The following is a 25,988-nucleotide window of genomic DNA, read 5'->3' on the forward strand; positions in this document are numbered from 1 at the left end:
GCCTTCGAATGGATACGATATTCGCCTTGGCCAGCGCGCAAGGCAAGGCAGGGGTCGCTGTGATCCGCCTGTCAGGACCGCAGTCGCACCAAGCGGCCAAGGTTCTGTCAGGTGGAGATTTGCCGTTGCGTGGCATGTGCCTGCGTGAGTTGCGGGCACCTGACGGGTCGCGCCTGGATGACGGGCTGGTCCTGACCTTCCACGGTCCGTCAAGCTTTACCGGCGAGGATGTGGCCGAGTTGCAGATCCATGGCAGCACGGCTTCGGTCAACGCGGTTCTGCGCGTCCTGTCCGAAATGCCGGATCTGCGACTGGCTGAGCCGGGCGAGTTCACCCGGCGTGCTCTTGAAAACGGGAAGATGGACCTTGCCCAGGTCGAAGGCTTGGCCGATCTGATCGACGCAGAGACCGAGGCACAGCGCAAGCAGGCTCAGACCATCCTGGCCGGCGAATTGGGCGACCTGGCGGAACGGTGGCGGCGGGATTTGATCCGGGCGGCCTCATTGCTGGAGGCCGTCATTGATTTTGCCGATGAAGACGTGCCAACGGATGTGTCACCCGAAGTCCGATCGCTTGTGACTGCTGTGATGGCGGATCTGGAGCGGGAGGCGAAGGGCGTGAGGATTGCCGAGCGGATTCGCACCGGCTTTGAAGTGGCTATCGTCGGCCCACCGAATGCGGGCAAGTCGACCTTGCTGAATGCGCTTGCGGGCCGGGAGGCGGCAATTACTTCGGAATATGCTGGCACCACCCGCGATATTATCGAGGTGCGGATGGACCTGGCAGGCTTGCCGGTCACGTTGCTGGATACGGCCGGGTTGCGCGAAACCGAGGATCACGTAGAGGGTCTTGGGATCGCTCTGGCCAGAAAGCGGGCGGAAAATGCCGACCTTCGCGTTTTTTTGACCGAGGTCCCGCAGGCGTTGGGAATCGGTATGCAGTCCGGCGACATCCAGGTGCTGCCGAAGTCCGACCTTCGTTCAGACGGGACCGATGGTGTTTCGGGGAAGACAGGTCAGGGAATCGACCGCCTGATCCACAACATATCGGTAGTCTTGCGAGAGAGAACCGCAATTTCTGGTATTGCCACCCGGGAACGCCATCGTGTTGCAATGCTGAAATCCTCGGCCGCTCTGTCCGAAGCGCTCAGGGTTCTGGATTCCGGCCCGGACCTGTACGATATTGCAGCAGAAGAGCTGCGAACCGCCATCCGCGCGTTGGAGTCTTTGGTCGGTCGAGTAGATGTGGAAAATCTGCTGGACGAGATATTCGCCAGCTTTTGTTTGGGTAAATGAGGAGTGTTTCACGTGAAACATTCGGAGTTTGACGTCGTCGTTATCGGAGCGGGGCATGCGGGGGCCGAGGCGGCCCATGCCGCGGCCCGGATGGGTGCGCAGACAGCTTTGGTGACACTTTCGGAAACGGACATCGGCGTCATGTCGTGCAATCCGGCGATCGGCGGACTTGGAAAAGGCCACCTGGTTCGTGAGATCGACGCGCTGGACGGCGTTATGGGACGGGTTGCAGACCGGGCGGGAATCCAGTTCCGCCTTCTGAATCGCCGTAAAGGGCCCGCCGTTCAAGGGCCCCGCGCGCAGGCCGACCGCGCGCTGTACCGGGCTGCAATGCAACAGGAAACAAAGGCGCGAAAGAACCTCGAAGTCATTACCGGAGAAGTCATAGATTTCCGAATGGACGGTCATCGTGTTGCCGGGGTGGTTCTGTCCGATGGATCTGAAATCCCTGCGAAAGCGGTTATTCTGACCTCGGGAACGTTTCTGCGGGGCGTGATCCATATCGGCGATGTTCAGAGGCCCGGAGGCCGTATGGGCGACAGGCCGTCTGTTCGACTGGCTGAGCGGTTGGATAGCTATGACCTGCCGATGGCGCGGCTGAAAACAGGAACGCCTCCTCGACTTGATGGACGCACGATCGACTGGGACGGATTGGAACGGCAGGACGGTGATGATGACCCGACCATGTTCTCATTCTTGTCCAAAACACCGGTGGCGCCGCAAATCTCTTGCGGCATCACTCACACGAACGTGCAAACCCATGAAATCATCGAGAAGAACCTGAGCCGCTCTGCGATGTATGGGGGGCATATCGAGGGAGTGGGGCCGCGATATTGCCCTTCGATCGAAGACAAGATCGTTCGGTTTGCGGATAAGGACTCACATCAGATTTTTCTGGAGCCTGAGGGGGTCAATGACCACACGGTGTATCCAAACGGGATTTCAACTTCGCTGCCGCAGGATGTACAAGTTGAATACGTCCGATCCATCAAAGGGCTTGAGTCTGCAGAGATCCTGCAGCCGGGCTATGCCATTGAATATGACTATGTGGACCCGCGTGTATTGAACGCGACCTTGGCCTTGCCGGAGATCCCGGGACTATATCTTGCAGGGCAGATCAATGGAACCACAGGATATGAGGAGGCGGCCGCTCAGGGCTTGGTCGCGGGCCTGAATGCCGCGTTGGAAGTTCAGGGGCGACATGCGATTCATTTTACCCGAGCCAATAGCTATATTGGTGTCATGATCGACGATCTGACCACACGGGGTGTAGCGGAACCGTATCGGATGTTTACCTCGCGCGCCGAGTTCCGTCTATCCTTGCGCGCCGACAATGCGGATCAACGCCTTACACCGCAAGGCCTGGAAATTGGGTGTATATCGGATCATCGCCGCCTGGCTTTTGAAACCAAAATGGAAAGGCTGGGTGCTGTGAAGTCAGTATTGACCGAACGGACCTATACCCCCAAGGAAATCCGCGCAGCTGGCATCGAAGTGAATCAGGATGGTAACCGCAGGGACGGAATGGCAATCTTGGCATTTCCGAACGTGTGCTTCGAGGATCTTATGCCGCTGATCCAGCAGCTGGAGGATGTCGACCAAGACACCCGTCGGCAGATCGAAAGGGACGCGCTCTACGCTAACTATATAGCTCGGCAACAACGAGACGTCGAAGCCATGAAGCGCGACGAAACCCATGCCATACCCGCGGATTTTGACTATTCCTCGCTCACAGGCCTTTCGAATGAGTTGAAGCAAAAGCTGTCAGCCGCGCGACCGGCAAATATTGCCCAAGCGAGCCGCGTGGAAGGTGTTACGCCTGCTGCTTTGACCTTGGTACTGGCAAAACTCAGAAGCAGTCAGAGAGCAAAAAAGGCATGAACGGCGACTCGTGCGCTTCGCCTGATAGCTTGAATGTTTCACGTGAAACATTCGAAAAGCTGTCAATCTTTGTCGCTCTTCTGCGGAAGTGGAATCCAAAGATAAACTTGGTTTCGCGCAGCACTTTGCCTGAGGTTTGGTCGCGGCACGTAAAGGATTCGATCCAGGTCTTTCATTTGGTTGAGCCGAAGAATCACTGGGTCGATCTGGGAAGCGGTGGAGGATTTCCGGGGCTGGTCTGCGCGATACTGGCCTCTGAAGCTTCGCCTGAGACGGAATTTACCCTGGTTGAGAGCGATCAGAGAAAATCGGCGTTTTTGCGCACTGTCATCCGTGAAACCAAGGCCAACTGCTCGGTGATTTCAAAGCGGATTGAGTCTGTTGATCCCTTGGGCGCTGATGTACTGTCCGCAAGGGCGCTCGCAGACCTGACGACGTTATTGTCATTTTGTGACAGGCATTTAAAGGAAGATGGAGTGGCCGTGTTTCCCAAAGGCGCCACCTGGAAAAAAGAAATCGACGCGGCACAACGGGAATGGAATTTCACCACGGAGACGGCTAATAGTTTAACTGACCCCCAGGCTGTCATCCTGAAGATCAAAGGAGTCTCACGTGGTTGATCTGTCGCGCCCTGCAGGACCTCGTATCATGGCGGTTGCCAATCAGAAGGGTGGGGTCGGTAAGACTACGACAGCGATCAATCTGGCGGCGGGTTTGGCCGAGGCAGGATGCAAGGTTCTGGTCGTGGATCTGGACCCGCAGGGAAATGCGTCCACCGGGCTTGGGGTCGAGGATCGTGATTGGACCACGTATGATTTGATCTTGGACGAGGCGCCCTTGGAGGCCGTCGTGCAGGAAACCGAAATCGAAAACCTCAGTATCGTTCCGGCCACGGTTGACCTCAGCTCGGCCGACATTGAGCTGATATCGAATGAAAAACGCAGCTACTTGCTGCACGACGCGCTCAGGCAACCGGCGATCGACAAGTTCGGTTTTGACTTCGTTCTGATCGACTGTCCGCCGTCCCTCAATCTGCTGACAGTCAACGCGATGGTGGCGGCGCACTCGGTGTTGGTTCCGTTGCAAAGCGAGTTCTTTGCGCTGGAAGGCCTGTCGCAACTGATGCTGACGATTCGAGAGGTTCGCCAGTCCGCGAATCCAGACCTCAGAATCGAAGGTATTGTGTTGACCATGTATGACAACCGCAACAACTTGTCCCGGCAGGTCGAAAAGGATGCGCGTGACAATCTGGGAGAGATGGTATTTAAAACCAAGATACCCAGAAATGTCCGGGTCAGCGAAGCGCCGTCATTTGCACTTCCGGTCCTTCAATATGACTCGGGGTCTCTAGGGGCGATGGCGTACCGGCATCTGGCACGCGAAATCATGCAAAAGAACAAGAAAGTGGCTGCCTGAGCGGCTGTCAGGAGGGCGAAGTGAACGCCAGAAAAGGAAAACCTCGCGGATTGGGGCGCGGCTTGTCCGCCTTGATGGCGGATGTATCACAGGATCCTGAGGGCCGGGTTACGGCTGAACCACGTCGGCCGGATATGAAGGTTCCGATCGAGAAGCTGCGGGCAAACCCGAATCAGCCGCGCCGCACATTCTCGCAGGATCAACTGGACGAGCTTGCTGCCTCGGTCAAAGAGAAAGGGATCATCCAGCCCCTGATCGTTCGCCCGGTCGGTGGCGGCGAATATGAAATCGTCGCGGGTGAGCGCCGCTGGCGCGCCGCGCAGATGGCGCAGTTGCACGACATTCCGGTCGTCGTGCGCGAGTTTGACGACACCGAAGTGCTTGAAGTCGCCATCATCGAAAACATCCAGCGCGCTGATCTGAACGCCGTGGAGGAGGCCGCTGGCTACAAGCAGTTGATGGATCGGTTCGGCCACACCCAGGAAAAGTTGGCCGAAGCCCTGGGTAAAAGCCGCAGCCATATTGCCAACCTTCTGAGGCTGTTGTCACTACCGGGTGACGTTCAAGCTCTTGTTATTGAAGGTAAACTTTCGGCCGGGCACGCGCGCGCCCTTATCACGGCGGATAACCCGTCCGAACTGGCAAAAATTGTCGTGAAAGACGGCTTGTCAGTCCGCGCGACTGAGGCACTGGTCAAGAAGCAGCAACAGGGCGACAAAGATCGTCCCGAACCGCGGTCGCGTGACCTAAATGCAGGCAAGGACGCGGACACGCGAGCCTTGGAAAAAGACCTTTCCGCGATTCTGGCGATGAAGGTGGTCATCAACCACAAGCCCGGAACCGAGACCGGGCAGGTCGTGCTGACCTATGAAAACCTGGATCAACTGGATGATCTCTGCGCCAAGCTCAGCCGTTAGGGCGTGACCAGATAAAGATCATCACCGCGCCCAAGGTCACGGCCTGAATAATCAGGACATGGCTGGGCACAGAGACCAGAACCGACAAACCAAAGACGGCGGCAACCGACAGGGTCGCCGCCTTTTTTGCGGCTGGCCGGATCGCGCCCGAGGTTTGCCAATCAAGGATCAACGGGCCGAAGGTTCGGTGAGACATCAGCCAGTTGTGCAGCCGGGAAGAAGAGCGCGCGAAACAGAAGGCGGCCAGCAATAGGAACGGAACGGTGGGCAGCAGGGGCAGGGCAACGCCGATCATGGCCAACGCGACGCAGAGCAATCCAAATGTGGCCCACAAATAGTGCATGACTAATCCAGCAACTCACGGATCACCGCATTGAGAACCGCGCGGCCGTCAGAAGTGGCGGAAACGCGGGGTCCGTCTTGGGCGATCATTCCGATGTCCTGCAGGTAGTCCAGTTTGGGTTGCGGCAAAGGGCGCCCGGACAGGCGATTGAAACGCTCCATATCTAGTCCCTCAGTCAAGCGAAGACACATCATGAGGTATTCTTTCGCTTGTTCTTCGGCGGTCAGGGGGGTCCGCAGCTTTTCGCCGTTTCCTTGCGTGGCAGCATTCAGCCATGCGGTCGGTGCCAGATGGGTTTCGGTTGCGATCCGCTGGCCATCCAACGTGATCCGCCCATGGGCGCCCGGTCCGATGCCGACATAATCGCCATAGCGCCAATAGATCAGGTTGTGCCGAGACTCAGCCCCGGGAGCGGCGTGGTTCGACACCTCGTAGGCCGGCATGCCGTGGGCTTCGCAGATCTCTTGCGTGGCCAGATACATGTCGGCGGCGCTGTCGTCCTCGGGCAGGCCGCGCAGCTTGCCGACAGAATAGCGGTCGCCGAATGCGGTGCCGGCCTCGATGGTCAGCTGGTACAGTGACAGATGGTCGATCGCCATCGACAGCGCCTCGGTCAGCTCGGCGCGCCAGGCTTCAAGCGTCTGGTACTGGCGGGCATAGATCAAGTCAAAGCTGACCCGGTCGAAACAGGTGCGGGCGATGTCGAAGGCGGCGCGTGCCTCGGCCACGCTGTGGATGCGGCCCAGCCGCCTCAGATCTTCGTCATTCATCGCCTGAATGCCCATCGAGATCCGGTTCACACCGGCATCGCGATAAGCGGCGAATCGTCCGGCCTCGACCGAGCCGGGGTTGGCCTCGAGCGTGATTTCCATGTCATTGGCGGGCCGCCAAAGGCTGCGGGCGGTGTCGATCACGGCGGCGACGATTTCGGGCGCCATCAGCGACGGGGTGCCGCCGCCGAAGAAGATCGTGTTCAGAACCCGGTCGGGGGTTTCGGCGGCCGAGCGCTTCAGCTCGGACAGATATTCGTCAAGCCATTGTTTTTGATCAATATTTCTGGAAACATGGCTGTTGAAATCGCAATAGGGGCACTTGGCCTCGCAAAAGGGCCAATGCACGTACAGGCCAAAGCCCCCGTTGCGCCAATCATCCGCCAAAGCAGCCTTTCACGAACAGTTCCACCGCGCGACCACGGTGGCTGATCTTGTTCTTTTCCCAGCGATCCATCTCGGCAAAGGTAATGTCGAATCCGTCAGGGACGAACATCGGATCATAGCCGAACCCGTCCTTGCCACGGATCGGCCAGACCAGATGACCGGGTGCGACGCCCTCGAACACCTCGTCATGGCCGTCGGGCCAGGCCAGAACCAACGTACAGCGGAACTGGGCGGTGCGTGGATGCGGAGCGTTGCGCGCCTCAAGCTCGGTGTGGGCGCGGGTCATGGCTATCAGGAAATCGCGGCCATTTCCAGTTTCGGCCCAGTCGGCGGTGTACACGCCCGGCGCGCCATCCAGCGCATCGATGGTGATGCCGGAATCGTCGGACAGGGCCGGCAGGCCAGTGGCCTGTGCGGCCGCATGGGCCTTGATGCGCGCGTTGCCGACGAACGTGTCCTCGGTCTCTTCGGGTTCGGGCAGGTTCATCTCGGCCGCGCCCACGACGGTCACGCCAAAGGGCTCGAGCAGATGGGCCATCTCCTCAAGCTTGCCTTTGTTGTGGGTGGCTACCAGCAACCTGTCGCCGTCGAACTTGCGGGTCATGCGGTGGCGGCCTTTTGCGCGGCCACCAGCTCGGACACGCCTTTTTCGGCCAATTCCATCAGCTGATCCATCTGCGCGCGGCTGAAGACCGAACCTTCGGCGCTCATCTGCACCTCGATCAGTTTGCCCGAGCCGGTCATGATGAAGTTTCCGTCAACGCCGGCCTCGCTGTCTTCGGGATAGTCCAGGTCCAGAACCGGCTGGCCGGCATAGATGCCGCAGGATACGGCGGCGACCGGATCGACCAACGGGTCCGTGATAACGTCGCCCGCCTTCATCAGCTTGTTCACCGCCAGCCGCAGCGCGACCCAGCCGCCGGTGATCGAGGCGCAGCGGGTGCCGCCATCGGCCTGCAGCACGTCACAATCGACGGTGATCTGGCGTTCGCCCAGGGCGACGCGGTCGACCCCGGCGCGCAGGGCGCGGCCGATCAGGCGCTGGATCTCGACGGTCCGGCCACCCTGTTTGCCACTGGCGGCCTCACGCCGCATCCGGGTGTTTGTCGCGCGGGGCAGCATGCCGTATTCGGCGGTGACCCAGCCCAGGCCCGACCCCTTGATAAAAGGCGGCACGCGATCCTCGATCGTGGCGGTACACAGAACATGGGTGTCGCCGATCTTGATCAGGCAGGAACCTTCGGCATGTTTGGTAAACCCGGTCTCGATTGAAACCGGGCGCATTTCGCTTAAATCTCGTCCAGAGGGTCGCATGAGATATCCTTTGTCTGCTGGCTTGGGGATAACGCCCGGCATGGCAGCGATGCAACCCCGATTGACCTTTCTGTTGGCAGCTATTTAATGACCACCCAGCAAGGGAACCACCGATGAGTGAAGCGAGCAAAATTCTGGACGAGTTGAACGACCGGTCGCGGGAAGTGTTTCGCCTGATCGTCGAAAGCTATCTGGAAAGCGGCGAGCCTGTCGGCAGCCGCACCCTCAGCCGATCGCTCAGTGAAAAAGTCAGCGCGGCAACGGTTCGCAATGTCATGCAGGATCTCGAGTTTCTGGGCCTTTTGGGCAGTCCGCATGTCAGCGCCGGCCGGGTGCCCACACAGGTTGGGCTGCGCATGTTCGTCGACGGCCTGCTGGAAGTTGGCGACCTGGGCGAGGACGACCGCAAGAAGCTGGATGAGACGCTGGGCAGCAATTCCGGTGATGTCAGCGGTATGCTGGATCGCGTCGGGGCCGCCTTGTCGAACGTCACGCATGGCGCGTCGCTGGTGCTGACACCCAAGCACGAATCCGAAATCAAGCATATCGAGTTCGTTTCCCTGGGCCATGACCGGGCCCTGGTGGTTCTGGTTTTCGCGGATGGCCATGTGGAGAACCGGCTGTTCACGCCACCACCGGGTCAGACGCCCAGTTCGATGCGTGAGGCGGCCAATTTCCTGAATGCCCTGATCGAGGGCCGGAAACTGTCCGATGTGCGCCGGATGATCCAGACCGAGATTGCGGCGCGCAGGCAAGAGATCGACGTGTTGGCCCGCGAGCTTGTGGAAAGCGGCCTTGCGGCCTGGGAGGGCGAGGCGTCGGACTCGGCGCGTCTGATCGTGCGTGGTCGGGCGAATCTGCTGGGCGACACCGGTCAGGAAGAGGAGCTGGAGCGAATCCGGGTCCTGTTTGACGATCTGGAACGCAAGCGTGACATAGCCGAATTCCTCGAATTGACCGAGGAAGGCGAAGGTGTGCGCATTTTTATCGGCTCGGAGAACAAACTTTTCTCACTTTCGGGTTCCTCTTTGGTGGTGTCTCCTTATATGAACGCTGATCGAAAGATAATCGGCGCCGTTGGCGTGATCGGGCCGACCCGTCTGAACTATGGGCGGATCGTGCCGATCGTGGACTATACGGCGCAACTGGTTGGGAAACTGATTTCCGATCGGAGCTAGAGGGTAAAAGATGGCAGAGCCGAAGAACGAAGACTTTCTGGACGACATTGCAACTGCCGAGGCGGAAGAACTGGCCGAGGAGATGGCCGAGATCAGCGAAGAAGCGCTGGAACTGGATGCCCTGAAGGCCGAGCGCGACGAGTTGCGCGACAAGTTCATGCGCGCCCTGGCGGATGCGGAAAACGCGCGCAAGCGTGGCGACCGGGCCCGCCGTGAGGCCGAACAGTATGGTGGGTCCAAATTGGCGCGCGACATGCTGCCGGTCTACGACAACATGAAACGAGCGCTCGAGGCGGCTACGGACGAGCAGAAAGAGGTTGCGGCCGGCCTGATCGAAGGTGTCGAGCTGACCATGCGCGTGTTGAAGGACGTATTCCAAAAACACGGGATCGAGGTCATCACACCCGAGGTTGGCGACAAGTTCGATCCGAACCTGCACGAAGCCATGTTCGAAGCCCCGGTACCGGGCACCAAGGCGGGCGAGATCATCCAGGTCTCGGCCGAAGGGTTCATGCTGCATGACCGCCTGCTGCGTCCGGCGCAGGTGGGCGTCAGCTCGACCCCGGCCAGCTGACGGGCCAGTACTTCACTGACAATTGAATGGGGCGGTCAGGATCTGGCCGCCTCTTTCAGTTTGTAGATCAGGTCCAGCGCTTCGCGCGGGGTCAACTCGTCCGGCAGGATCTGGTCCAGCATGTCGGTGATTGGCGAGGCCTTCGCAACCGGTGGCGGCGGGGGCGGTGCTGCGGAAAACAGCGGCAGATCATCGATCAGCGCTTTTTGCTTGCCGCCCTCGCGCTCGGTCTTCTCCAACTGGTCCAGAACCACCCGTGCGCGCTCGACGACCGAAGCCGGCAAGCCCGCCAGTTGCGCGACCTGCACGCCATAAGACCGGTCGGCCGCGCCTTTGTGGACCTCGTGCAGGAAGATCACCTCGCCCTCCCATTCCTTGACCGCGACGGTGGCGTTTTCGACGCCCTCCAGCTTGCCGGCCAGCGCGGTCAGCTCGTGGTAATGGGTGGCGAACAGCGCGCGGCAGCGGTTGGCGGCGTGCAGATGTTCCAGCGTGGCCCAGGCGATGGACAGGCCGTCATAGGTGGCGGTGCCGCGCCCGATTTCATCGAGGATCACCAGCGCCCGGTCATCGGCCTGGTTGAGGATGGCCGCGGTTTCGACCATCTCGACCATGAAGGTCGACCGGCCCCGCGCCAGATCGTCGGAGGCGCCCACGCGGCTGAACAGCTGACTGACCAGCCCGATATGGGCGGACTCGGCCGGAACGAAACTGCCCATCTGCGCCAGCAGGGCAATCAGCGCATTCTGGCGCAGGAAGGTCGATTTACCGGCCATGTTGGGGCCGGTCAGCAGCCAGATGGCGGCGCCATCCTCGGCGCTGAGATCGCAGTCATTGGCGATGAAGGCATCACCCGATTGCTGACGCAGCGCGTGTTCCACCACCGGGTGGCGGCCTGCGACGATGTCGAAGGCGCGCGAGCCGTCGACCTGCGGGCGGCACCAGTTCTCGCCCCGTGCCAGATCGGCCAGCGCGGTGGTCAGGTCCAGCTCGGCCAGCCCGCGCGCGGCCTGATTGATGCGGGCAGCCTGCGCCAGAATCTCGTCAGAAAGCCTTTTATAGAGCCGCTTTTCGATTTCAAGCGCCAGGTTGCCGGCGTTCAGGATGCGGGTTTCGATCTCGCTGAGCTCAACCGTGGTGAACCGCACCTGGTTGGCGGTGGTCTGGCGATGGATATAGGTCTCGCTGAACGGCGGGTTCAGCATCTTTTCGGCATGGGTGGCCGTGGTTTCGATGAAATAGCCGAGCACGTTGTTGTGCTTGATTTTCAACGAGGCGATGCCGGTGTGTTCCGCGTACTTCTGCTGAAACCCGGCAATGACCGAGCGGCCTTCGTCGCGCAGGGTGCGGGCCTCGTCCAGTTCGGCGTCGAAACCGGGGGCAATGAAGCCGCCATCGCGCGCCAGCAGCGGCGGGTCGGCGACCAGCGCCTGATCCAGCAGGTTGAGCAGGTCGTCGAAGCCCACGAGGTTCTGCACCGCGGTCGCCAGCAAGACGGGCAGGTCCTGACCGGCGCAGATCTCGGCAATCGCCTGCGCCTGCGCCAGCCCGTTGCGGATGGCGGCCAGATCGCGCGGGCCGCCACGCTCGAGCGACAGGCGCGACAGGGCGCGGTCCAAATCGGGCGTCTTGCGCAAGGCTTCGCGCAGATCGGCGGCGATCAGGCTGTCCTGGGCGGCAAAATCGACCGCGTCCAGCCGCGCGTGGATCACATCCAGGTTGCGGGAAGGGCTGGACAGGCGTTGTTCCAGCAGGCGCGCGCCGCCCGGGGTCACGGTCCGATCCACCACCGACAGCAGCGATCCGGCCCGTCCGCCCGACAAAGATCGCGTAAGTTCAAGGTTGCGGCGGGTGGCCGCGTCGATCTGCACGACGCGATCCTCGGATTCTTTCATCGGCGTCTGCAGCAGCGGCAGTTTGCCCTTTTGCGTGATCTCCAGATAGTCGATCAGCGCGCCCATGGCCGAGATCTCGGCCCGGCCAAAGCTGCCGAACGCGTCCAGCGTGCCCACGTGAAACAACCCGCAGATGCGTTTTTCTGCCGCAGTGCTGTCAAAACTGGCCCGCCCGATGGGGGTGAGCGCGATGCCCAGGTCCTGGACCGTGTCGCGCAGACCGGCCTCAGTGCCGTCGACCACGATCAGCTCGGACGGGGCCAGCCGGGCCAGCTCGGGGCTGAGGCGGACCGAGGTCAGCGGCATCACGTGAAACGCTCCGGTCGAGATGTCGGCCCAGGCCAGCGCGGCCTCGTCGCGCACCTCGGCATAGGCGGCCAGAAAATTGTGGCGGCGCGCCTCCAGCAGGGCGTCTTCGGTCAGGGTGCCGGGGGTGACAAGGCGCACGACATCGCGCTTTACCACCGATTTAGAGCCTCTTTTCTTGGCCTCGGCCGGGCTTTCCATCTGTTCACAGACGGCGACGCGAAACCCCTTGCGGATCAGCGTCAGCAGATAACCCTCGGCCGAATGCACCGGCACGCCGCACATGGGGATGTCTTCGCCATTGTGCTTGCCGCGCTTGGTCAGGGCGATGTCCAGCGCCTCGGCGGCGTTCACGGCGTCCTCGAAGAACATCTCGTAGAAATCGCCCATGCGGTAGAACAGCAGGGCGTCTTTGTGGGCCTCTTTGATTTCCAGGTATTGCGCCATCATCGGCGTGACGTTGGACAAGGCTGCTCCCCTCTGGCGTATTCCGGCGCGACCTTACAAATCCCCCAACCGCGACGAAAGGTGAAATCGCATAGTCGTTGAGGCGCGCCCGCGCCTGCGGTATGAGGCGAAAAGCCCCGAAGTCATGGAACCGACCGTCAAAATGCCCAAAGCGAAGATCACCAAAGAAGAGGCGCTGGCCTTTCACCTGGAACCCACCCCCGGAAAGTGGGAGGTGCAGGCCACCGTTCCCATGACCACGCAACGCGATCTGTCGCTGGCCTACAGCCCCGGCGTGGCGGTTCCGTGTGAAGCCATCGCCGAAAACCCCGAGACCGCCTATGACTATACCAACAAGGGCAACCTTGTGGCCGTGATCTCGAACGGAACGGCGGTTCTGGGGCTGGGCAATCTGGGCGCTCTGGGGTCCAAGCCGGTGATGGAGGGCAAATCGGTCCTGTTCAAGCGCTTCGCCGACGTGAACTCGATCGACATCGAGCTGGATACCGAGGACCCCGACGAATTCTGCCGCGCGGTCAAGCTGATGGGGCCGACCTTCGGCGGCATCAACCTGGAAGACATCAAGGCGCCCGAGTGCTTCATCATCGAACAGCGCCTGAAGGAAGAGATGGACATCCCTGTCTTTCACGACGACCAGCACGGCACGGCGGTGATCTGTGCGGCGGGGCTGATCAACGCGCTGCACATCTCGGGCAAGAAGATCGAGGATGTGAAGATCGTCCTCAACGGGGCCGGGGCGGCGGGGATCGCCTGTATCGAACTGCTCAAGTCGATGGGCGCCCGGCATGAAAACTGCATCGTCTGCGACACCAAGGGCGTGATCTACCAGGGCCGGACCGAGGGGATGAACCAGTGGAAATCGGCGCATGCGATTTCGACCGAGCTGCGCACGCTGGAAGAGGCCATGAAGGGCGCAGACGTGTTTCTGGGCGTATCCGTCAAAGGCGCGGTCACGCAGGAGATGGTCGCCAGCATGGCCGACAATCCGGTGATCTTCGCCATGGCCAATCCCGATCCGGAAATCACCCCGGAAGAGGCACACGAGGTGCGCGTTGACGCCATCGTGGCCACCGGGCGCAGCGACTACCCCAACCAGGTCAACAACGTTCTGGGCTTTCCCTACCTGTTCCGCGGGGCGCTGGACATTCACGCCCGCGCCATCAATGACGAGATGAAGATCGCCTGCGCCCACGCGCTGGCCCGTCTGGCGCGCGAGGACGTGCCCGACGAGGTGGCGCTGGCTTATGGCAAATCGCTGACCTTCGGGCGCGACTACATCATTCCCACGCCATTTGATCCGCGCCTGATCTATCGCATTCCGCCGGCCGTGGCGAAGGCGGGGATGGACACCGGCGCGGCCCGGCGGCCGATCATCGACATGGAGGCCTATGAGTTGAGCCTCAAGTCGCGCATGGACCCGACCGCCAGCATTCTGCGCGGCCTGAACGCCCGGGCCCGCGCGGCGCAAAGCCGGATGATCTTTGCCGAGGGCGACGACCCGCGGGTTTTGCGCGCGGCGGTGACGTATCAGCGGTCGGGCTTCGGCAAGGCGCTGGTCGTGGGCCGGCCCGACGACGTGAAGACCAAGCTGGAAGCCGCCGGTCTGGGCGACGCGGTGCGCGAATTGGAGGTGGTCAACGCCGCCAACACCACGCATCTCGATGCCTACAAGGACTTTCTGTACCAGCGGTTGCAGCGCAAAGGCTTTGACCGCAAGGACATCCACCGCCTGGCCGCGCGCGACCGGCATGTGTTCTCGGCCCTGATGCTGGCGCATGGGCATGGCGACGGTCTGGTGACCGGGGCCACCCGCAAATCGGCGCATGTGCTGGACCGCATCAGCCATGTGTTCGACGCCGACGCCGCCCATGGTGCCGCCGGGATCACCGCGCTGCTGCACAAGGGCCGGATCGTGCTGATCGGCGACACGCTGGTGCATGAATGGCCCGACGAGAACGATCTGGCGACGATTGCCGAACGCGCCGCCACGGTTGCCCGCCACATGGGGCTGGAGCCTCGGGTGGCTTTCGTCAGCTTCTCGACCTTCGGCTATCCGGTGTCCGAGCGGACCGAAAAGCTGTACAAAGCCCCGCAAGTGCTGGAGGCGCGCGGCGTCGATTTCGAATACGAAGGCGAAATGACCGTCGACGTGGCGCTGAACGCCCACCAGCAAGAGGCCTATCCCTTCTGCCGCCTGACCGGGCCGGCCAACATCCTGATCGTGCCCGCGCGGCACTCGGCCTCGATTTCCACCAAGCTGATGCAGGAGATGGCCGGAGCCACGGTGATCGGCCCGATCCTGACCGGCATCGACAAGCCGATCCAGATCTGTTCGACCGGCTCGACCGCGAATGACATCCTGAACATGGCCATCCTGGCCTCGTGCGACATGGCGTGATCCGATGGCAATCTGGAACCTGGGCTCGATCAATGCCGACATGGTTTATGCGCTGCCGCACCTGCCGGCGCCGGGTGAAACCCTTGCGGCCAGCGGTTTGCAGCGGTTTCTGGGCGGCAAAGGCGCGAACATGTCGGTTGCGGCGGCGCGGGCCGGGGCGCATGTGCGCCACATCGGCGCCGTGGGGGCCGACGGGCTGTGGGCGCGCGACCGGTTGACCGAATACGGAGTCGACACGCGGCACATCGCGCAGGTCGATCAGCCCACGGGCCATGCGATCATCGCCGTGGATGCGCAGGGCGAAAACCTGATCATCCTGTACCCCGGCGCCAACCATGCGATCGGAGCCGGTCAGGTTTCCGCCGCGCTGGCAGACTCTGACACGGGCGGTCTTCTGGTGTTCCAGAACGAGACCACCGCACAGGTCGAGGCCGCGAAGCTGGGCCGCGAGCGGGGTCTGACGGTGTGCTATGCCGCAGCCCCCTTCAGCGCAACGGCGGTGCAGGCGGTGCTGCCCTATCTGGATTTCCTGATCCTGAACGAGGTCGAGGCCGCCCAGCTGCAACAGGCCACAGGGATGGCTCCGGCCGATCTGCCGGTCGAGCATGTGATCGTCACGCTGGGGTCAATAGGCGCCCGCTATCATCAACGCGGGCAGGCGGCGGCAGAGTTTCCCGCCCACAAGGTCAAGGCCGTGGACACGACCGGGGCCGGGGACACCTTTACCGGATATGTTCTGGCGGGAATGGACCGGGGGATGCCGATGGCGCAGGCCATCACCCAAGCCAACCGGGCCGCTGCCCTGATGGTGATGCGGCCTGGTACGGCGGACGTCATTCCCGATCTGAAAGAGGTCCGCGAGGCCGCGCTGGATTAAGATCCGGCAAACGGCGCCGCGCTGCCCCACAATTGCCGGACCCGCGCATCGCGGCCGCAGGCCTTGCGATACGCCTTGTAGGCATTCAGCTGACGTTTCGGCCCGAACCGGGTGAACACCAGCTTTTTGCCCTTGTAGTAATCCTGATGATAGGCCTCGGCCGGATAGAACGCCCCAAGCGGCAGGACCGGAGTCACGATGGCCTGACCCAGCGCACGCTGCGCATCGGCTTTGCTGCCTTCGGCCAAAGCTTTTTCGCCAGTGTTAGAGACGAAAATCGCGGTGCGATAGCTGTCGCCCCGGTCACAGAACTGCCCGCCCGCATCGGTGGGATCGACCGAGCGGAAGAACAGGTTCAGCAGGGTTTCACGGGAAACACGGGCCGGATCGAAGGTGATCTGCACCGCCTCGTAATGGCCGGTGCCGCCGCTCGTGACTTGGCTGTAGGTGGGGTTCGGAGTCGTGCCGCCGGTATAGCCCGAAACCGCTTCGATCACGCCGGGTACGGATTCGAAATCGGCTTCGACGCACCAGAAACAGCCGCCCGCCACGGTCAGCGTCTCGGTTCCGGCCGCCGGGGCCGGCTGAGCGCGCAGGATCAGCGCCAGCGCAATCAGCGCAAACAGAAGGGTCAGCTTGATCTGGTCGAGGCAACGGGTCATGGCGGATCTCCTTTCCGCCTCAGGCTGCCGCGCAACGCGGCGGCTGACAATCGGCTGAAACCGTTTGTCACGCGGTGGTGAGACGAGTTTATCGCCTAGCCCAGCAACTGCCCCAGCTTCATCGCGACGCCCATGTCGCCCGAGATCTTGAGCTTGCCCATCATCACCCCGGTCATCGGGTTCAGTTTGCCGGTCAGCAGTTTGCCTAGATTGTCGCGCGAGATGCGGATAGTGCAATCGGTTTCGCGGTCCTGGGTGGTGGCCGTGTTGTCGGCCAGGACGATCACGCCATCGGCGCCGCAATCAAATTTCAACGAGCCGTCAAAGCGTTTGTCGGCCAGCCCTTTTTGGATTCCCTCGGCGATCTCCTGCAGCATCCCTGCCTCCCTTTTTCGCACTTGCGTTCGGGGTGACAGAGGGCAGGGGCCGGGGCAAGCGTGACCTTACGGGAAACCGCTTAACCCAAGACCTGATGCGTGCGCGGGCAGGGCTGCCCGTCGTAGAACGCATCCAGAACCGCTTGGAATTCGGGAGGCGCATCGGACACGGTGGCGAACAGGGTCATGGACGACCGCAGCTTCTTGGCATCGACCTTGCCCAGAATCTCGGCCGGGTCCTTGCCCGCGTGGGTCAGCATCAGCCGGGCCACTTCGGTCAGGCGGCGGCGCAGTTCGGGGTGGGCCAGATAGGCGGCAGCCTCGTCCAGATCCTCGATCCCGTAGAGCTGCGCCATGTGCGATTGGCCCAGCTCGGCCAGTTGCGGAAAGACGAACCACATCCAGTGGCTGGTTTTCTGCCCCTGCTCCAGTTCGCGCAGGACATCGGACCAGACCGTGTCCTGCGCTTCGATGAACATTTCCAGTTCGTCGTCCAGGCCGTCATCCTCGGTCACTTGGACAACCGCTTGTCGCGCGCCGCCAGCAGCTTGAGCCGTAGCGCGTTCAGCTGGATGAAGCCCGCAGCGTCTTTCTGGTCATAGGCACCGGCGTCTTCTTCGAAGGTCACATGCGCCTCGGAATACAGCGAATGATCCGACCAGCGGCCCACGGTCGAGGCCAGACCCTTGTACAGCTTCACGCGAACGGTGCCGGTGACGTGTTCCTGGCTTTTGTCGATGGCGGCCTGCAGCATCTCGCGCTCGGGGCTGTACCAGAAGCCGTTGTAGATCAGCTCGGCATATTGCGGCATCAGCTGGTCCTTCAGGTGCATCGCGCCGCGGTCCATGGTGATGGACTCGATGCCGCGATGCGCCTCCAGCAGGATGGTGCCGCCCGGTGTTTCATAGATGCCGCGCGACTTCATGCCCACGAACCGGCCCTCGACCAGATCGAGACGGCCGATGCCGTGCTTGCCGCCGTATTCGTTCAGCTTGGTCAGGATGGTGGCGGGACTCATCGCCTCACCATTGATGCTGACCGGGTCGCCTTTTTCAAAGCCGATCTCGATATATTCGGGTTCGTTCGGGGCGTCCTCGGGGTGGACGGTGCGCTGATAGACATAGTCGGGCGCTTGAACGGCGGGGTCTTCCAGAACCTTGCCCTCGGACGAGGTGTGCAGGAGGTTCGCATCGACCGAGAAGGGTGCCTCGCCGCGCTTGTCCTTGGCGATCGGGATCTGGTGCGCCTCGGCAAATTCCAGCAGCTTGGTGCGGCTGCTCAGGTCCCACTCGCGCCAGGGCGCGATCACCTTGATGTCGGGGTTCAGCGCATAGGCCGCCAGTTCGAACCGCACCTGGTCATTGCCTTTTCCGGTGGCGCCGTGGGCCACTGCGTCGGCGCCGGTTTCCTTGGCAATCTCAATCAGGCGTTTCGAGATCAGCGGCCGCGCGATGGACGTGCCCAGCAGGTACAGCCCCTCGTACTGCGCATTGGCGCGGAACATGGGGAAGACGAAATCGCGGACGAACTCTTCGCGGATGTCCTCGATATAGATGTTCTCGGGCTTGATCCCCAGCAGCTCGGCCTTCTGGCGGGCGGGCTCAAGCTCTTCGCCCTGACCCAGATCGGCGGTGAAGGTCACCACCTCGCAGCCATACTCGGTCTGCAGCCATTTCAGGATGATCGAGGTATCAAGGCCACCGGAATAGGCCAGAACAACTTTCTTGGGCGCGGACATCTGACTTCCCCTTATGCGTAAGACGATTGGCCCCTAGCGGGTTTTCGACGTGGGGGCAAGAAGCTGTGGATTGACCGGGCGGCGGATTTGCAGTCAAACGGTATCAACCATGGATTGATTAAGGATATTTCGGAATGCTCGGATGGAATATTTTTGCCCACTCGCTTCGGATGGTTTTTGGCAACCTCAAGCAGGTAGCGCAAATCGTTATCGGTCCGGCCGTAATCGGAACGATTGCAATCATCGGCCTGTTCATGGTGTCCGGAATTCCACTTGAGGCATTCGATGACAATCCGAACGGGTTACCGCCGGGGGTGAATCCGGGGGCCCTTATTCTGTTCGCGTTTCTCCTGTTCGTCGTGATGGTCCTCGTCATGGGCTGGATCGCGGTGGCCTGGCACAGATACATTCTTCTGGAAGAGTATCCTTCCGGCGTGCTGCCCACCTTTCGGTTCGATCGCATTCTTGCCTATTTCGGACGTGGGCTGATGCTGGGGATCCTGATGGCAATTGCGTTCCTGCCGATGGGGATCCTGACAGGCATACTGGGCGAAGGACTGATCGCCGTTTCGATCATCCTGACCATCGGCTACATGGTTTTCCTGGCTATTTGCTTCTATCGGCTGTCGATCATCCTGCCGGCTGCGGCGATCGGCCAGCCGATCACGTTGAGCGAGGCATGGAACAACACTCTGCGTACCGCTGGAACAATCGTCGTTCTTATCGTGATCTCGTTCCTGTTTCAGTTCCTGGTTCAGATGGCGATCGGAGTTTTGTCGATCATTCCGGTACTGGGTGTATTGATCGCCCTGTTTTTCGGGATTCTGATCCTGCCGATGATCAACGTCAGCATCCTGACCACGATGTACGGCGTGTTCATCGAAAAGCGCGAACTGGGCTGATCGCCCGTACACCGATGTATTCCTTGCCCTTGTCGGCCTGATGGGGCAGGGAATGCGGCATGAGTGATTTCATGACCCGCGCCCGCGCCGCCGAACAGGCGATGCGCACCGTGTTTCCTGCAACGCCGTTGCAGCGCAATGCCCATCTGTCCGAGAAATACGATGCCGACATCTGGCTGAAACGCGAAGACCTCAGCCCGGTGCGGTCCTACAAGATCCGCGGTGCGTTCAACGCCATGCGCAAGCAGCAGGGACAGGACCTGTTCGTCTGCGCCAGCGCTGGCAACCACGCGCAGGGCGTGGCCTTTATGTGCAAGCACATGGGGGTCAAAGGCGTGATCTTCATGCCGGTGACGACACCTCAGCAAAAGATCCAGAAGACCCGAATCTTTGGTGGCGACAACGTCGAGATCCACCTGACCGGCGACTACTTCGACCACACGCTTGCCGCGGCTCAGGACTGGTGCGCGCAGCAGGGCGGGTATTTCCTGTCGCCCTTCGACGATGACGACGTAATCGAAGGGCAGGCCTCATTGGCTGTTGAAATCGAGGAACAGCTGGGCCGACTGCCCGATCACGTGGTGCTGCCGGTGGGTGGCGGCGGTATGTCCTCGGGTGTGGCGACATGGTTCGGCGACCGCACCCATTGCCTGTTCGTCGAGCCCGCGGGCGGGGCCTGTCTGCGCGCGGCGCTGGCGGCGGGCCATCCGGTGGCGCTGGACAAGGTGGACAATTTCGTCGACGGCGCGGCGGTGGGCCGGATCGGGGACAAGCCGTTCCAGCTGTTGCGCGACCGGCACCTGTCGGACGTGATCGTTCTGTCCGAGGACCGCATCTGCACCACCATGATCGAGATGCTGAACGTGGAAGGCATCGTGCTGGAACCCGCCGGCGCCCTGGCGATCGAGGCGGTGAGCGACGTCCAAAGCTTTTTGCGCGGCAAGACGGTCGTCTGCGTCACCTCGGGCGGGAATTTCGATTTCGAGCGTCTTCCCGAGGTCAAAGAGCGGGCGCAGCGCTATTCGGGCGTCAAGAAATACTTCATCCTGCGCCTGCCGCAGCGGCCCGGAGCGCTGAAGGAATTTCTGAACATCCTCGGCCCCGAAGATGACATCGCCCGGTTTGAATACATGAAGAAATCAGCGCGCAATTTCGGTTCAGTCCTGATCGGGATCGAGACCAGCAAGCCGGACAATTTCCTGCGCCTGTTCGCGCATCTGGACGATGCCGGGTTCGTCTATACCGACATCACCGAGGACGAGACGCTGGCGCAGTTCGTGATCTGACCGATTACAGGTTGTCCTTTAAGCCGGACATGAATTCCGCGCGCGAGCGGTCGAAAGCCGCGATGACCGCGTCCAGATCGACTTCCGCCCCATGTCCCGCAGCAGCGCGCCGTTCGCCATCCTGACAGAGTTTGGACAGACTCTCAAAGCCAAGGCTCAATGCACTGCCTTTGAGGAAATGCAGGTTCTGCTCAAGCGCGGACCGGTCGGTGTCCGACGTCAAGCGGCCCATGACCTCACCGACTTCATCCAGAAAGATCCGGACGACCTCGTCGAATTCCTCGGGCCCGACTTCATCACGCAGCTGGCACACCCTGGGCCAGTGTATCATCACCGTCCTCCACCTTGACCGGTACCGTCTCTGATTACCGGTCCGGGGTAAAATCCGGGTTAAGCCGCTGCGGAGAACAGCTTTCATCGGTTGTTAAGCCGTGCGCCGTAGCTTTGCCCCACCCCCGTTGGAAAATGCGCAGAGGTTTCGCGTGCGAGTGTCCAGCCATATTGAGGCCAAGGCTGACCTGGATTTTGGAGCCATCCGGACGGTGCTGGTGGTCGATGACAGCCGCCTGCAACGCCGTATTCTGGTGGCATCGCTGAAGAAATGGGGATTCACGGTTGTCGAGGCCGACAGCGGTGAAGAAGCGATCGAGATCTGCAAGCAGTCCCTGCCTGATCTGGTGCTCAGTGACTGGGTGATGCCGGGCATGGGCGGGCTGGAATTTTGCCGCGCGTTTCGCGCGTTGGAGAACGACCAGTACACCTATTTCATCCTTCTGACCTCAAAAAGTGAAAAGCAGGAAGTCGCGCGCGGCCTGGATGCCGGTGCGGATGATTTCCTGATCAAACCGCTTGAAGCAGACGAGTTGCGGGCTCGCATTTCAGCAGGGGCCCGCATTCTCGATATGCAGCGCGAGCTTTCGGACAAGAACCGGTTGATCGAAACCGCTTTGTCCGAACTGCGCCTTGCGCATGACGCCATCGACAAGGATCTGATCCAGGCGCGCAAGATACAGGAATCACTGGTGCCGGAACTCTATCGGGAATTTGGCAAGTCCCGGGTCAGCCTGCTGCTCAAACCCTGCGGCCACATCGGAGGTGACCTGGTGGGGATGTTTTCGCCGGGCGCGAACCGGATCGGGTTCTACAGCATCGATGTCTCCGGCCACGGTATCACGTCAGCAATGATGACGGCGCGGTTGGGCGGGTATCTGACCAGCCAGCATTTCGATCAGAACGTCGCAATGGAGAAGCGGTTCAACAAGTTCTACGCCCTGCTGCCACCCGAGCAGGTGGCCGCCATCCTGAATGCCCGCCTGATGGCCGACACGGGGATCGAGGAATATTTTACCATGGTCTACGCCATCGTGGATCTGCGCAACGGCCACCTGAGGATGGTTCAGGCTGGGCACCCCCATCCACTGCTGTTGCGCCGGACCGGCCGGGCAGAGTTCATTGGGGATGGCGGCCTTCCCATCGGATTGCTGCCCGATGTGGCGTTCCAGCAGACCGAAACCTATCTGCAGCGCGGCGACAAGCTGCTGTTGTACTCGGACGGCTTCACCGAATGCCGTGTCAAAAACGGTGATCTTCTGGATGAAGACGGGCTGCAACGGATGGCGCTGGAATGCCTAGGAGCGAACAGCGGGCCCGAGTTTCTGGACGACATGTTCTGGCGATTGACGCAGGGCATGCCGCCGGGAACGGGGATGGAGGATGACGTTTCAGCCGTGTTTTTCGAGTACAACGGAAACTAAAGCCCGGATAGATGCAGCCGCGCGAAGTGCCGGTCGCCTGCATTGCCCAACATGTGAACCGCATCGCCGGTGTTCATCCAAACCGCCTCGTGAAAGGGTTCGGTCGGTGGTCCTTTGCGTTGAACCGGGCGAGCCCGGTAGATCAGGCAGACCTTCTCGGCCCACAAATCATATTCGGGCATGTAGGTGAATCGCCGGAACGCACCAACCCGCCGCGGGTCCGCGATCGACCAACCGGTTTCTTCGAACACTTCGCGATGCAGGGCGACTATTGGCGACTCGCCGGCGTCGATCCCGCCACCGGGCAGCTGCAAGTCGGGTCCGGGTTCGGTCTGGCAGGTCAGCAGCAGGCTGGCCCCGCGCGGCAGCAGCGCATAGACGCCGACCCGGCGCGTGTATTTCCGTCCCGGTTCCGGGGTTTCGCCGAACCGTCTGATCATGTAAGGACCCTTTCAACCCCGAATGTACGACCTATATGGTGGCGATATGCCAACTTGCGGCGCTTAAGGAAACCCCATGTCTCTTGGAACGAAAATCGCGTGGGACGATACCGTCCTGCCCTTTCAACTTGATGTATCGGATATGCGTGGCCGCGTGGCCCGGCTGGACGGGGTGCTGGACGGCATCCTGAAGCAGCACAACTACCCCGCGCAGGTCGAGGCGCTGGTGGCCGAGATGGCCTTGCTCACCGCGCTGATCGGCCAGACCGTCGCACTGCGCTGGAAGCTGTCGCTGCAGGTTCAGTCCAAGGGGCCCGTGCGGATGATCGCCACCGACTATTACGCTCCGCGCGAAGAGGGCCAGCCCGCGCAGATCAGGGCCTATGCCAGCTTTGACCGCGACCGTCTGACCGAAGGTGCACCCTTTGATCAGGTGGGCGAGGGATACTTCGCGATCCTGATCGACCAGGGCAAGGGGACGCAACCCTATCAGGGGATCACGCCGCTGGCCGGAGGATCGCTCAGCGCCTGTGCCGAGGCGTATTTCGCGCAGTCCGAACAGCTTCCGACCCGCTTCTCGCTCAGCTTTGGCCGGTCGACCGAGCCGGGTGTGGGCGAACGCTGGCGCGCCGGCGGCATCATGCTGCAGCACATGCCAAAGGCGTCTCCGTTTGTCGCCAGCGGCGAGGGTACGGGCGAAGTTCTGACAGCCGCCGATCTGGTCGATGGTCAGGAAGAAGAGAATTGGGGCCGGGTCAACATCCTGCTGGACACGGTCGAGGATCTGGAAATGATCGGGCCGTCCGTGGCGCCGACCGACCTGCTGGTGCGCCTGTTCCACGAGGAACAGCCCCGCGTGTACGAGGCCCAGTCGGTGCAGTTCGGCTGCACCTGCTCCGAGGACCGCGTGCGTCAAAGCCTGTCGATCTACTCGGCCCAAGACATCGAGAAGATGACCACGGATGAAGACACCGTCACCGCCGACTGCCAGTTCTGCGGCGCGCATTATGTGCTGGATCCGAAATCGGTCGGGTTCGAGGCCGAAGATCCGGATGGCGCCTGACCTGATCCCGCGTCTGAGCGCGGCGTTGACCCGTCCGGGCGATCGGTCCAGCGACTTCGACCTCAATCCCGACACGGTTCTGCCTGCGGGGCGCAAGCTGCGCCCCGCGGGTGTTCTGGTCGCCGTGGACCTGGCCCGCGGCGATCCGCGCCTGATTCTGACCAAGCGGTCCTCGGCCCTTAAACACCATCCGGGGCAGATCGCCTTTCCGGGCGGCAAGCAGGACGACACCGATGCGGATGTGACCGTCACGGCCCTGCGCGAGGCGCAGGAAGAGATCGGCCTGCCGCCGGACCTGCCGCGCATTCTGGGCACATTGCCGGTGCATGAAACTGTCACGTCATTCGCCGTGACACCGGTGGTGGCGGTTCTGGAGCGCGGCTTTGACCCGGTGGCCGAACCGGGCGAGGTAGACGAGGTGTTTTCGGTTCCGCTTGCGCATGTGCTGAACCCTGCGAATTATGTGGTTGAATCGCGCATCTGGCGCGGAACACGGCGGTATTACTTCGCGGTGCCCTTTGGCCCCTACTACATCTGGGGCGCCACGGCCCGCATGTTGCGCGGGCTGGCGGCACGGATGAGCGAATGATGCGGATCACCGAAGACTGGATCACCAACCCGGCCACGCAGAACGTGTGCAAGGCGCTGACCGAGGGCGGCGCGCAGGCGCTGTTTGTGGGGGGGTGCGTCCGCAATGCGCTGCTGGGGGCGCCGGTCTCGGATCTCGACATCGCCACCGATGCCCGCCCGCAACAGGTGATGGACCTAGCCGAACGGGCCGGGCTGAAGGCGGTTCCCACCGGTATCGACCATGGCACCGTGACCGTGGTCAGCGACGGCAAACCGCATGAGATCACAACCTTTCGCCGCGACGTCGAAACCGACGGGCGGCGCGCGGTCGTGGCCTTTTCGGACCAGGTGGAAGAGGACGCCGCCCGCCGCGATTTTACGATGAACGCGCTCTATTCCCGCCCCGACGGCACCATTCTGGATCCGCTGGGCGGCCTGCCCGACCTGCAGGCGCGGCGCGTGCGGTTCATCGGTGCGGCCCAAGATCGCATCCGCGAGGACTATCTGCGCTCGTTGCGGTATTTCCGGTTTCACGCCTGGTATGGCGATGCGCAGGCCGGGATGGACCCGGATGCTCTGGCGGCGATTGCGGCCGATCTGGACGGGCTCGACCGGCTGTCGCGCGAGCGGGTCGGGGCCGAGATGCTGAAACTGCTGGCCGCGCCCGACCCGGCCCCGTCAGTGGCCGCCATGCGCAGCATCGGCGTTCTGGCGCATCTGCTGCCCGGCGCCGACGATCAGGCGCTGCCGATCCTGATCCATCTTGAATCGCAGGCCGGGCTTGCCCCCGACGCGCTGCGCCGTCTGGCAGCCATCGCGGGGCCCGAGGTTGCCGGGACTCTGCGCCTCAGCAAGGCGCAACTGACCCGCCTGACCCGGATCCGGGACGGGGCGCAGGGCGGTGCCGGGGCGTCCGAATTGGGGTATCGGCTGGGACAGCCAGACGGACAGGACGCGGCCCTGCTGCGCTGCGCCTTTCTGGAACAGCCTTGGACGGTTGAGACGGGCGCGGCCGTTGAAAAAGGGGCCGCGGCGACATTCCCGGTCAGGGCCGCCGATCTGCTCGGGCGTTACTCCGGCCCTGCGCTGGGCGCAAAACTAGCCGAACTGGAAAGCCGCTGGATCGCCTCGGATTTCACGCTGGACCGGGACGCGCTGCTGCAAGTTTGACAGGAAG

Annotated in this window: 26 protein-coding genes; 15 read left to right on the forward strand and 11 right to left on the reverse strand. The window is 61.8% G+C overall.

The genetic code is table 11. The features are described 5' to 3' along the window. Positions 1 to 8: 8 nt before the first annotated feature. From mnmE to ACR0IR_RS11165, 5 genes are read left to right on the forward strand one after another with little or no spacing between them, the layout of a single operon-like run. Positions 9 to 1,295 carry a tRNA uridine-5-carboxymethylaminomethyl(34) synthesis GTPase MnmE gene (gene mnmE, locus ACR0IR_RS11145; RefSeq protein ID WP_170363954.1) on the forward strand — a complete coding sequence of 429 codons (1,287 nt, stop codon included), beginning with the start codon at positions 9 to 11 and terminating at the stop codon, positions 1,293 to 1,295. A gap of 3 nt (positions 1,296 to 1,298) precedes the next feature. Then, entirely contained in the window at positions 1,299 to 3,176 is a 1,878-nt protein-coding gene (mnmG, locus tag ACR0IR_RS11150) for a tRNA uridine-5-carboxymethylaminomethyl(34) synthesis enzyme MnmG (protein WP_170363955.1), read from the forward strand. Beyond that, positions 3,173 to 3,796: a 16S rRNA (guanine(527)-N(7))-methyltransferase RsmG gene (gene rsmG / locus ACR0IR_RS11155; protein ID WP_170363956.1), complete on the forward strand. Its 624-nt coding sequence runs from the start codon at positions 3,173 to 3,175 to the stop codon at positions 3,794 to 3,796. The genes mnmG and rsmG overlap by 4 nt, the downstream gene beginning before the upstream one ends. Then, positions 3,789 to 4,592 (forward strand): ParA family protein, encoded by an 804-nt coding sequence (locus ACR0IR_RS11160; protein WP_315901682.1) that lies wholly within the window; start codon positions 3,789 to 3,791, stop codon positions 4,590 to 4,592. Before rsmG ends, ACR0IR_RS11160 begins: the two co-directional genes overlap by 8 nt. Positions 4,593 to 4,612: 20 nt before the next feature. Then, on the forward strand, positions 4,613 to 5,509 hold the full coding sequence (locus tag ACR0IR_RS11165) for a ParB/RepB/Spo0J family partition protein (RefSeq protein ID WP_170363957.1): 897 nt from the start codon (positions 4,613 to 4,615) through the stop codon (positions 5,507 to 5,509). On the opposite strand, the gene ACR0IR_RS11170 is transcribed toward ACR0IR_RS11165, so the two are convergent. The 4 genes from ACR0IR_RS11170 to rph are packed head-to-tail and all read right to left on the reverse strand — an operon-like array spanning position 5,499 to position 8,323. Continuing rightward, entirely contained in the window at positions 5,499 to 5,852 is a 354-nt protein-coding gene (locus ACR0IR_RS11170) for a YbaN family protein (RefSeq protein WP_170361108.1), read from the reverse strand. The genes ACR0IR_RS11165 and ACR0IR_RS11170 overlap by 11 nt on opposite strands. A 2-nt stretch (positions 5,853 to 5,854) precedes the next feature. Continuing rightward, positions 5,855 to 7,009, reverse strand: a complete 1,155-nt coding sequence (gene hemW, locus ACR0IR_RS11175; RefSeq protein ID WP_170363958.1) for a radical SAM family heme chaperone HemW — start codon at positions 7,007 to 7,009, stop codon at positions 5,855 to 5,857. Further along, positions 6,999 to 7,613 carry an RdgB/HAM1 family non-canonical purine NTP pyrophosphatase gene (gene rdgB / locus ACR0IR_RS11180; RefSeq protein WP_170363959.1) on the reverse strand — a complete coding sequence of 205 codons (615 nt, stop codon included), beginning with the start codon at positions 7,611 to 7,613 and terminating at the stop codon, positions 6,999 to 7,001. The genes hemW and rdgB overlap by 11 nt, the downstream gene beginning before the upstream one ends. After that, positions 7,610 to 8,323, reverse strand: a complete 714-nt coding sequence (gene rph / locus ACR0IR_RS11185; protein WP_005979825.1) for a ribonuclease PH — start codon at positions 8,321 to 8,323, stop codon at positions 7,610 to 7,612. Before rph ends, rdgB begins: the two co-directional genes overlap by 4 nt. Before the next feature lie 113 nt (positions 8,324 to 8,436). On the opposite strand from rph, the gene hrcA reads away from it, so the two are divergent. Continuing rightward, complete coding sequence (gene hrcA, locus ACR0IR_RS11190) at positions 8,437 to 9,501, forward strand: heat-inducible transcriptional repressor HrcA (protein WP_170342649.1); 1,065 nt, start codon at positions 8,437 to 8,439, stop codon at positions 9,499 to 9,501. Between the two features lie 10 nt (positions 9,502 to 9,511). Then, positions 9,512 to 10,075: a nucleotide exchange factor GrpE gene (locus ACR0IR_RS11195; protein WP_093963902.1), complete on the forward strand. Its 564-nt coding sequence runs from the start codon at positions 9,512 to 9,514 to the stop codon at positions 10,073 to 10,075. Positions 10,076 to 10,110: 35 nt separating this feature from the next. On the opposite strand, the gene mutS is transcribed toward ACR0IR_RS11195, so the two are convergent. Beyond that, complete coding sequence (gene mutS, locus ACR0IR_RS11200) at positions 10,111 to 12,726, reverse strand: DNA mismatch repair protein MutS (protein ID WP_170364385.1); 2,616 nt, start codon at positions 12,724 to 12,726, stop codon at positions 10,111 to 10,113. A 160-nt stretch (positions 12,727 to 12,886) separates the two neighbouring features. Between mutS and ACR0IR_RS11205 the strand changes: the two genes are divergently transcribed. Further along, positions 12,887 to 15,142: an NADP-dependent malic enzyme gene (locus tag ACR0IR_RS11205; RefSeq protein ID WP_170342651.1), complete on the forward strand. Its 2,256-nt coding sequence runs from the start codon at positions 12,887 to 12,889 to the stop codon at positions 15,140 to 15,142. Between the two features lie 4 nt (positions 15,143 to 15,146). Further along, positions 15,147 to 16,019: a ribokinase gene (locus ACR0IR_RS11210; RefSeq protein WP_170363960.1), complete on the forward strand. Its 873-nt coding sequence runs from the start codon at positions 15,147 to 15,149 to the stop codon at positions 16,017 to 16,019. On the opposite strand, the gene msrA is transcribed toward ACR0IR_RS11210, so the two are convergent. The 4 genes from msrA to ACR0IR_RS11230 form a co-directional block, all read right to left on the reverse strand. Beyond that, positions 16,016 to 16,681 (reverse strand): peptide-methionine (S)-S-oxide reductase MsrA, encoded by a 666-nt coding sequence (gene msrA, locus ACR0IR_RS11215; protein WP_170363961.1) that lies wholly within the window; start codon positions 16,679 to 16,681, stop codon positions 16,016 to 16,018. The genes ACR0IR_RS11210 and msrA overlap by 4 nt on opposite strands. 95 nt (positions 16,682 to 16,776) lie before the next feature. Further along, the gene (locus tag ACR0IR_RS11220; protein WP_093963906.1) at positions 16,777 to 17,058 is read right to left on the reverse strand and encodes an SCP2 sterol-binding domain-containing protein; all 282 of its coding nucleotides are present in this window, start codon (positions 17,056 to 17,058) and stop codon (positions 16,777 to 16,779) included. Positions 17,059 to 17,138: 80 nt separating this feature from the next. Beyond that, entirely contained in the window at positions 17,139 to 17,537 is a 399-nt protein-coding gene (locus ACR0IR_RS11225) for a DUF1810 domain-containing protein (RefSeq protein ID WP_170364387.1), read from the reverse strand. Between the two features lie 32 nt (positions 17,538 to 17,569). Continuing rightward, positions 17,570 to 18,796 (reverse strand): argininosuccinate synthase, encoded by a 1,227-nt coding sequence (locus tag ACR0IR_RS11230; RefSeq protein WP_170363962.1) that lies wholly within the window; start codon positions 18,794 to 18,796, stop codon positions 17,570 to 17,572. A gap of 134 nt (positions 18,797 to 18,930) precedes the next feature. On the opposite strand from ACR0IR_RS11230, the gene ACR0IR_RS11235 reads away from it, so the two are divergent. After that, on the forward strand, positions 18,931 to 19,698 hold the full coding sequence (locus ACR0IR_RS11235) for a hypothetical protein (protein ID WP_170363963.1): 768 nt from the start codon (positions 18,931 to 18,933) through the stop codon (positions 19,696 to 19,698). A 59-nt stretch (positions 19,699 to 19,757) separates the two neighbouring features. Beyond that, on the forward strand, positions 19,758 to 20,984 hold the full coding sequence (ilvA, locus tag ACR0IR_RS11240; protein WP_170363964.1) for a threonine ammonia-lyase IlvA: 1,227 nt from the start codon (positions 19,758 to 19,760) through the stop codon (positions 20,982 to 20,984). A 4-nt stretch (positions 20,985 to 20,988) separates the two neighbouring features. Here the strand turns inward: ilvA and ACR0IR_RS11245 are convergent, their stop codons facing one another. Next, positions 20,989 to 21,315: an Hpt domain-containing protein gene (locus tag ACR0IR_RS11245; RefSeq protein WP_170363965.1), complete on the reverse strand. Its 327-nt coding sequence runs from the start codon at positions 21,313 to 21,315 to the stop codon at positions 20,989 to 20,991. Positions 21,316 to 21,466: 151 nt separating this feature from the next. On the opposite strand from ACR0IR_RS11245, the gene ACR0IR_RS11250 reads away from it, so the two are divergent. Next, the gene (locus ACR0IR_RS11250; RefSeq protein ID WP_437342611.1) at positions 21,467 to 22,738 is read left to right on the forward strand and encodes a PP2C family protein-serine/threonine phosphatase; all 1,272 of its coding nucleotides are present in this window, start codon (positions 21,467 to 21,469) and stop codon (positions 22,736 to 22,738) included. Here ACR0IR_RS11250 and ACR0IR_RS11255 read toward each other — a convergent pair. Next, the gene (locus ACR0IR_RS11255) at positions 22,735 to 23,178 is read right to left on the reverse strand and encodes an NUDIX hydrolase (protein WP_170363967.1); all 444 of its coding nucleotides are present in this window, start codon (positions 23,176 to 23,178) and stop codon (positions 22,735 to 22,737) included. The genes ACR0IR_RS11250 and ACR0IR_RS11255 overlap by 4 nt on opposite strands. Positions 23,179 to 23,254: 76 nt before the next feature. Here ACR0IR_RS11255 and hslO point away from each other — a divergent pair, with 76 nt between their 5' ends. From hslO to ACR0IR_RS11270, 3 genes are read left to right on the forward strand one after another with little or no spacing between them, the layout of a single operon-like run. Then, positions 23,255 to 24,241, forward strand: coding sequence for an Hsp33 family molecular chaperone HslO (hslO, locus tag ACR0IR_RS11260; protein ID WP_170363968.1), 987 nt, complete (start codon positions 23,255 to 23,257; stop codon positions 24,239 to 24,241). Continuing rightward, the gene (locus ACR0IR_RS11265) at positions 24,231 to 24,830 is read left to right on the forward strand and encodes a CoA pyrophosphatase (RefSeq protein ID WP_170363969.1); all 600 of its coding nucleotides are present in this window, start codon (positions 24,231 to 24,233) and stop codon (positions 24,828 to 24,830) included. The genes hslO and ACR0IR_RS11265 overlap by 11 nt, the downstream gene beginning before the upstream one ends. Further along, a complete protein-coding gene (locus ACR0IR_RS11270; protein ID WP_170363970.1) occupies positions 24,827 to 25,981 on the forward strand; it encodes a CCA tRNA nucleotidyltransferase in 1,155 nt (384 codons plus the stop codon). Before ACR0IR_RS11265 ends, ACR0IR_RS11270 begins: the two co-directional genes overlap by 4 nt. The last annotated feature ends 7 nt before the right edge of the window (positions 25,982 to 25,988 follow it).

This window comes from Ruegeria sp. CF2, assembly GCF_056537385.1.

Excerpts from the sequence above, each read along its gene's own strand:
- ACR0IR_RS11170 (WP_170361108.1), bottom strand. The coding sequence starts at position 5,852 with ATGCACTATTTGTGGGCCACATTTGGATTGCTCTGCGTCGCGTTGGCC.
- hrcA (WP_170342649.1), top strand. The coding sequence starts at position 8,437 with ATGAGTGAAGCGAGCAAAATTCTGGACGAGTTGAACGACCGGTCGCGG.
- ACR0IR_RS11225 (WP_170364387.1), bottom strand. The coding sequence starts at position 17,537 with ATGTTCATCGAAGCGCAGGACACGGTCTGGTCCGATGTCCTGCGCGAA.
- ACR0IR_RS11255 (WP_170363967.1), bottom strand. The coding sequence starts at position 23,178 with ATGATCAGACGGTTCGGCGAAACCCCGGAACCGGGACGGAAATACACG.
- rdgB (WP_170363959.1), bottom strand. The coding sequence starts at position 7,613 with ATGACCCGCAAGTTCGACGGCGACAGGTTGCTGGTAGCCACCCACAAC.
- ACR0IR_RS11205 (WP_170342651.1), top strand. The coding sequence starts at position 12,887 with ATGCCCAAAGCGAAGATCACCAAAGAAGAGGCGCTGGCCTTTCACCTG.
- mnmE (WP_170363954.1), top strand. The coding sequence starts at position 9 with ATGGATACGATATTCGCCTTGGCCAGCGCGCAAGGCAAGGCAGGGGTC.
- hslO (WP_170363968.1), top strand. The coding sequence starts at position 23,255 with ATGTCTCTTGGAACGAAAATCGCGTGGGACGATACCGTCCTGCCCTTT.
- ACR0IR_RS11210 (WP_170363960.1), top strand. The coding sequence starts at position 15,147 with ATGGCAATCTGGAACCTGGGCTCGATCAATGCCGACATGGTTTATGCG.
- ACR0IR_RS11265 (WP_170363969.1), top strand. The coding sequence starts at position 24,231 with ATGGCGCCTGACCTGATCCCGCGTCTGAGCGCGGCGTTGACCCGTCCG.
- ACR0IR_RS11235 (WP_170363963.1), top strand. The coding sequence starts at position 18,931 with ATGCTCGGATGGAATATTTTTGCCCACTCGCTTCGGATGGTTTTTGGC.
- ACR0IR_RS11195 (WP_093963902.1), top strand. The coding sequence starts at position 9,512 with ATGGCAGAGCCGAAGAACGAAGACTTTCTGGACGACATTGCAACTGCC.
- rph (WP_005979825.1), bottom strand. The coding sequence starts at position 8,323 with ATGCGACCCTCTGGACGAGATTTAAGCGAAATGCGCCCGGTTTCAATC.
- msrA (WP_170363961.1), bottom strand. The coding sequence starts at position 16,681 with ATGACCCGTTGCCTCGACCAGATCAAGCTGACCCTTCTGTTTGCGCTG.
- rsmG (WP_170363956.1), top strand. The coding sequence starts at position 3,173 with ATGAACGGCGACTCGTGCGCTTCGCCTGATAGCTTGAATGTTTCACGT.
- mutS (WP_170364385.1), bottom strand. The coding sequence starts at position 12,726 with ATGATGGCGCAATACCTGGAAATCAAAGAGGCCCACAAAGACGCCCTG.
- ACR0IR_RS11245 (WP_170363965.1), bottom strand. The coding sequence starts at position 21,315 with ATGATACACTGGCCCAGGGTGTGCCAGCTGCGTGATGAAGTCGGGCCC.
- ACR0IR_RS11230 (WP_170363962.1), bottom strand. The coding sequence starts at position 18,796 with ATGTCCGCGCCCAAGAAAGTTGTTCTGGCCTATTCCGGTGGCCTTGAT.
- ACR0IR_RS11220 (WP_093963906.1), bottom strand. The coding sequence starts at position 17,058 with ATGCTGCAGGAGATCGCCGAGGGAATCCAAAAAGGGCTGGCCGACAAA.
- ilvA (WP_170363964.1), top strand. The coding sequence starts at position 19,758 with ATGAGTGATTTCATGACCCGCGCCCGCGCCGCCGAACAGGCGATGCGC.
- ACR0IR_RS11270 (WP_170363970.1), top strand. The coding sequence starts at position 24,827 with ATGATGCGGATCACCGAAGACTGGATCACCAACCCGGCCACGCAGAAC.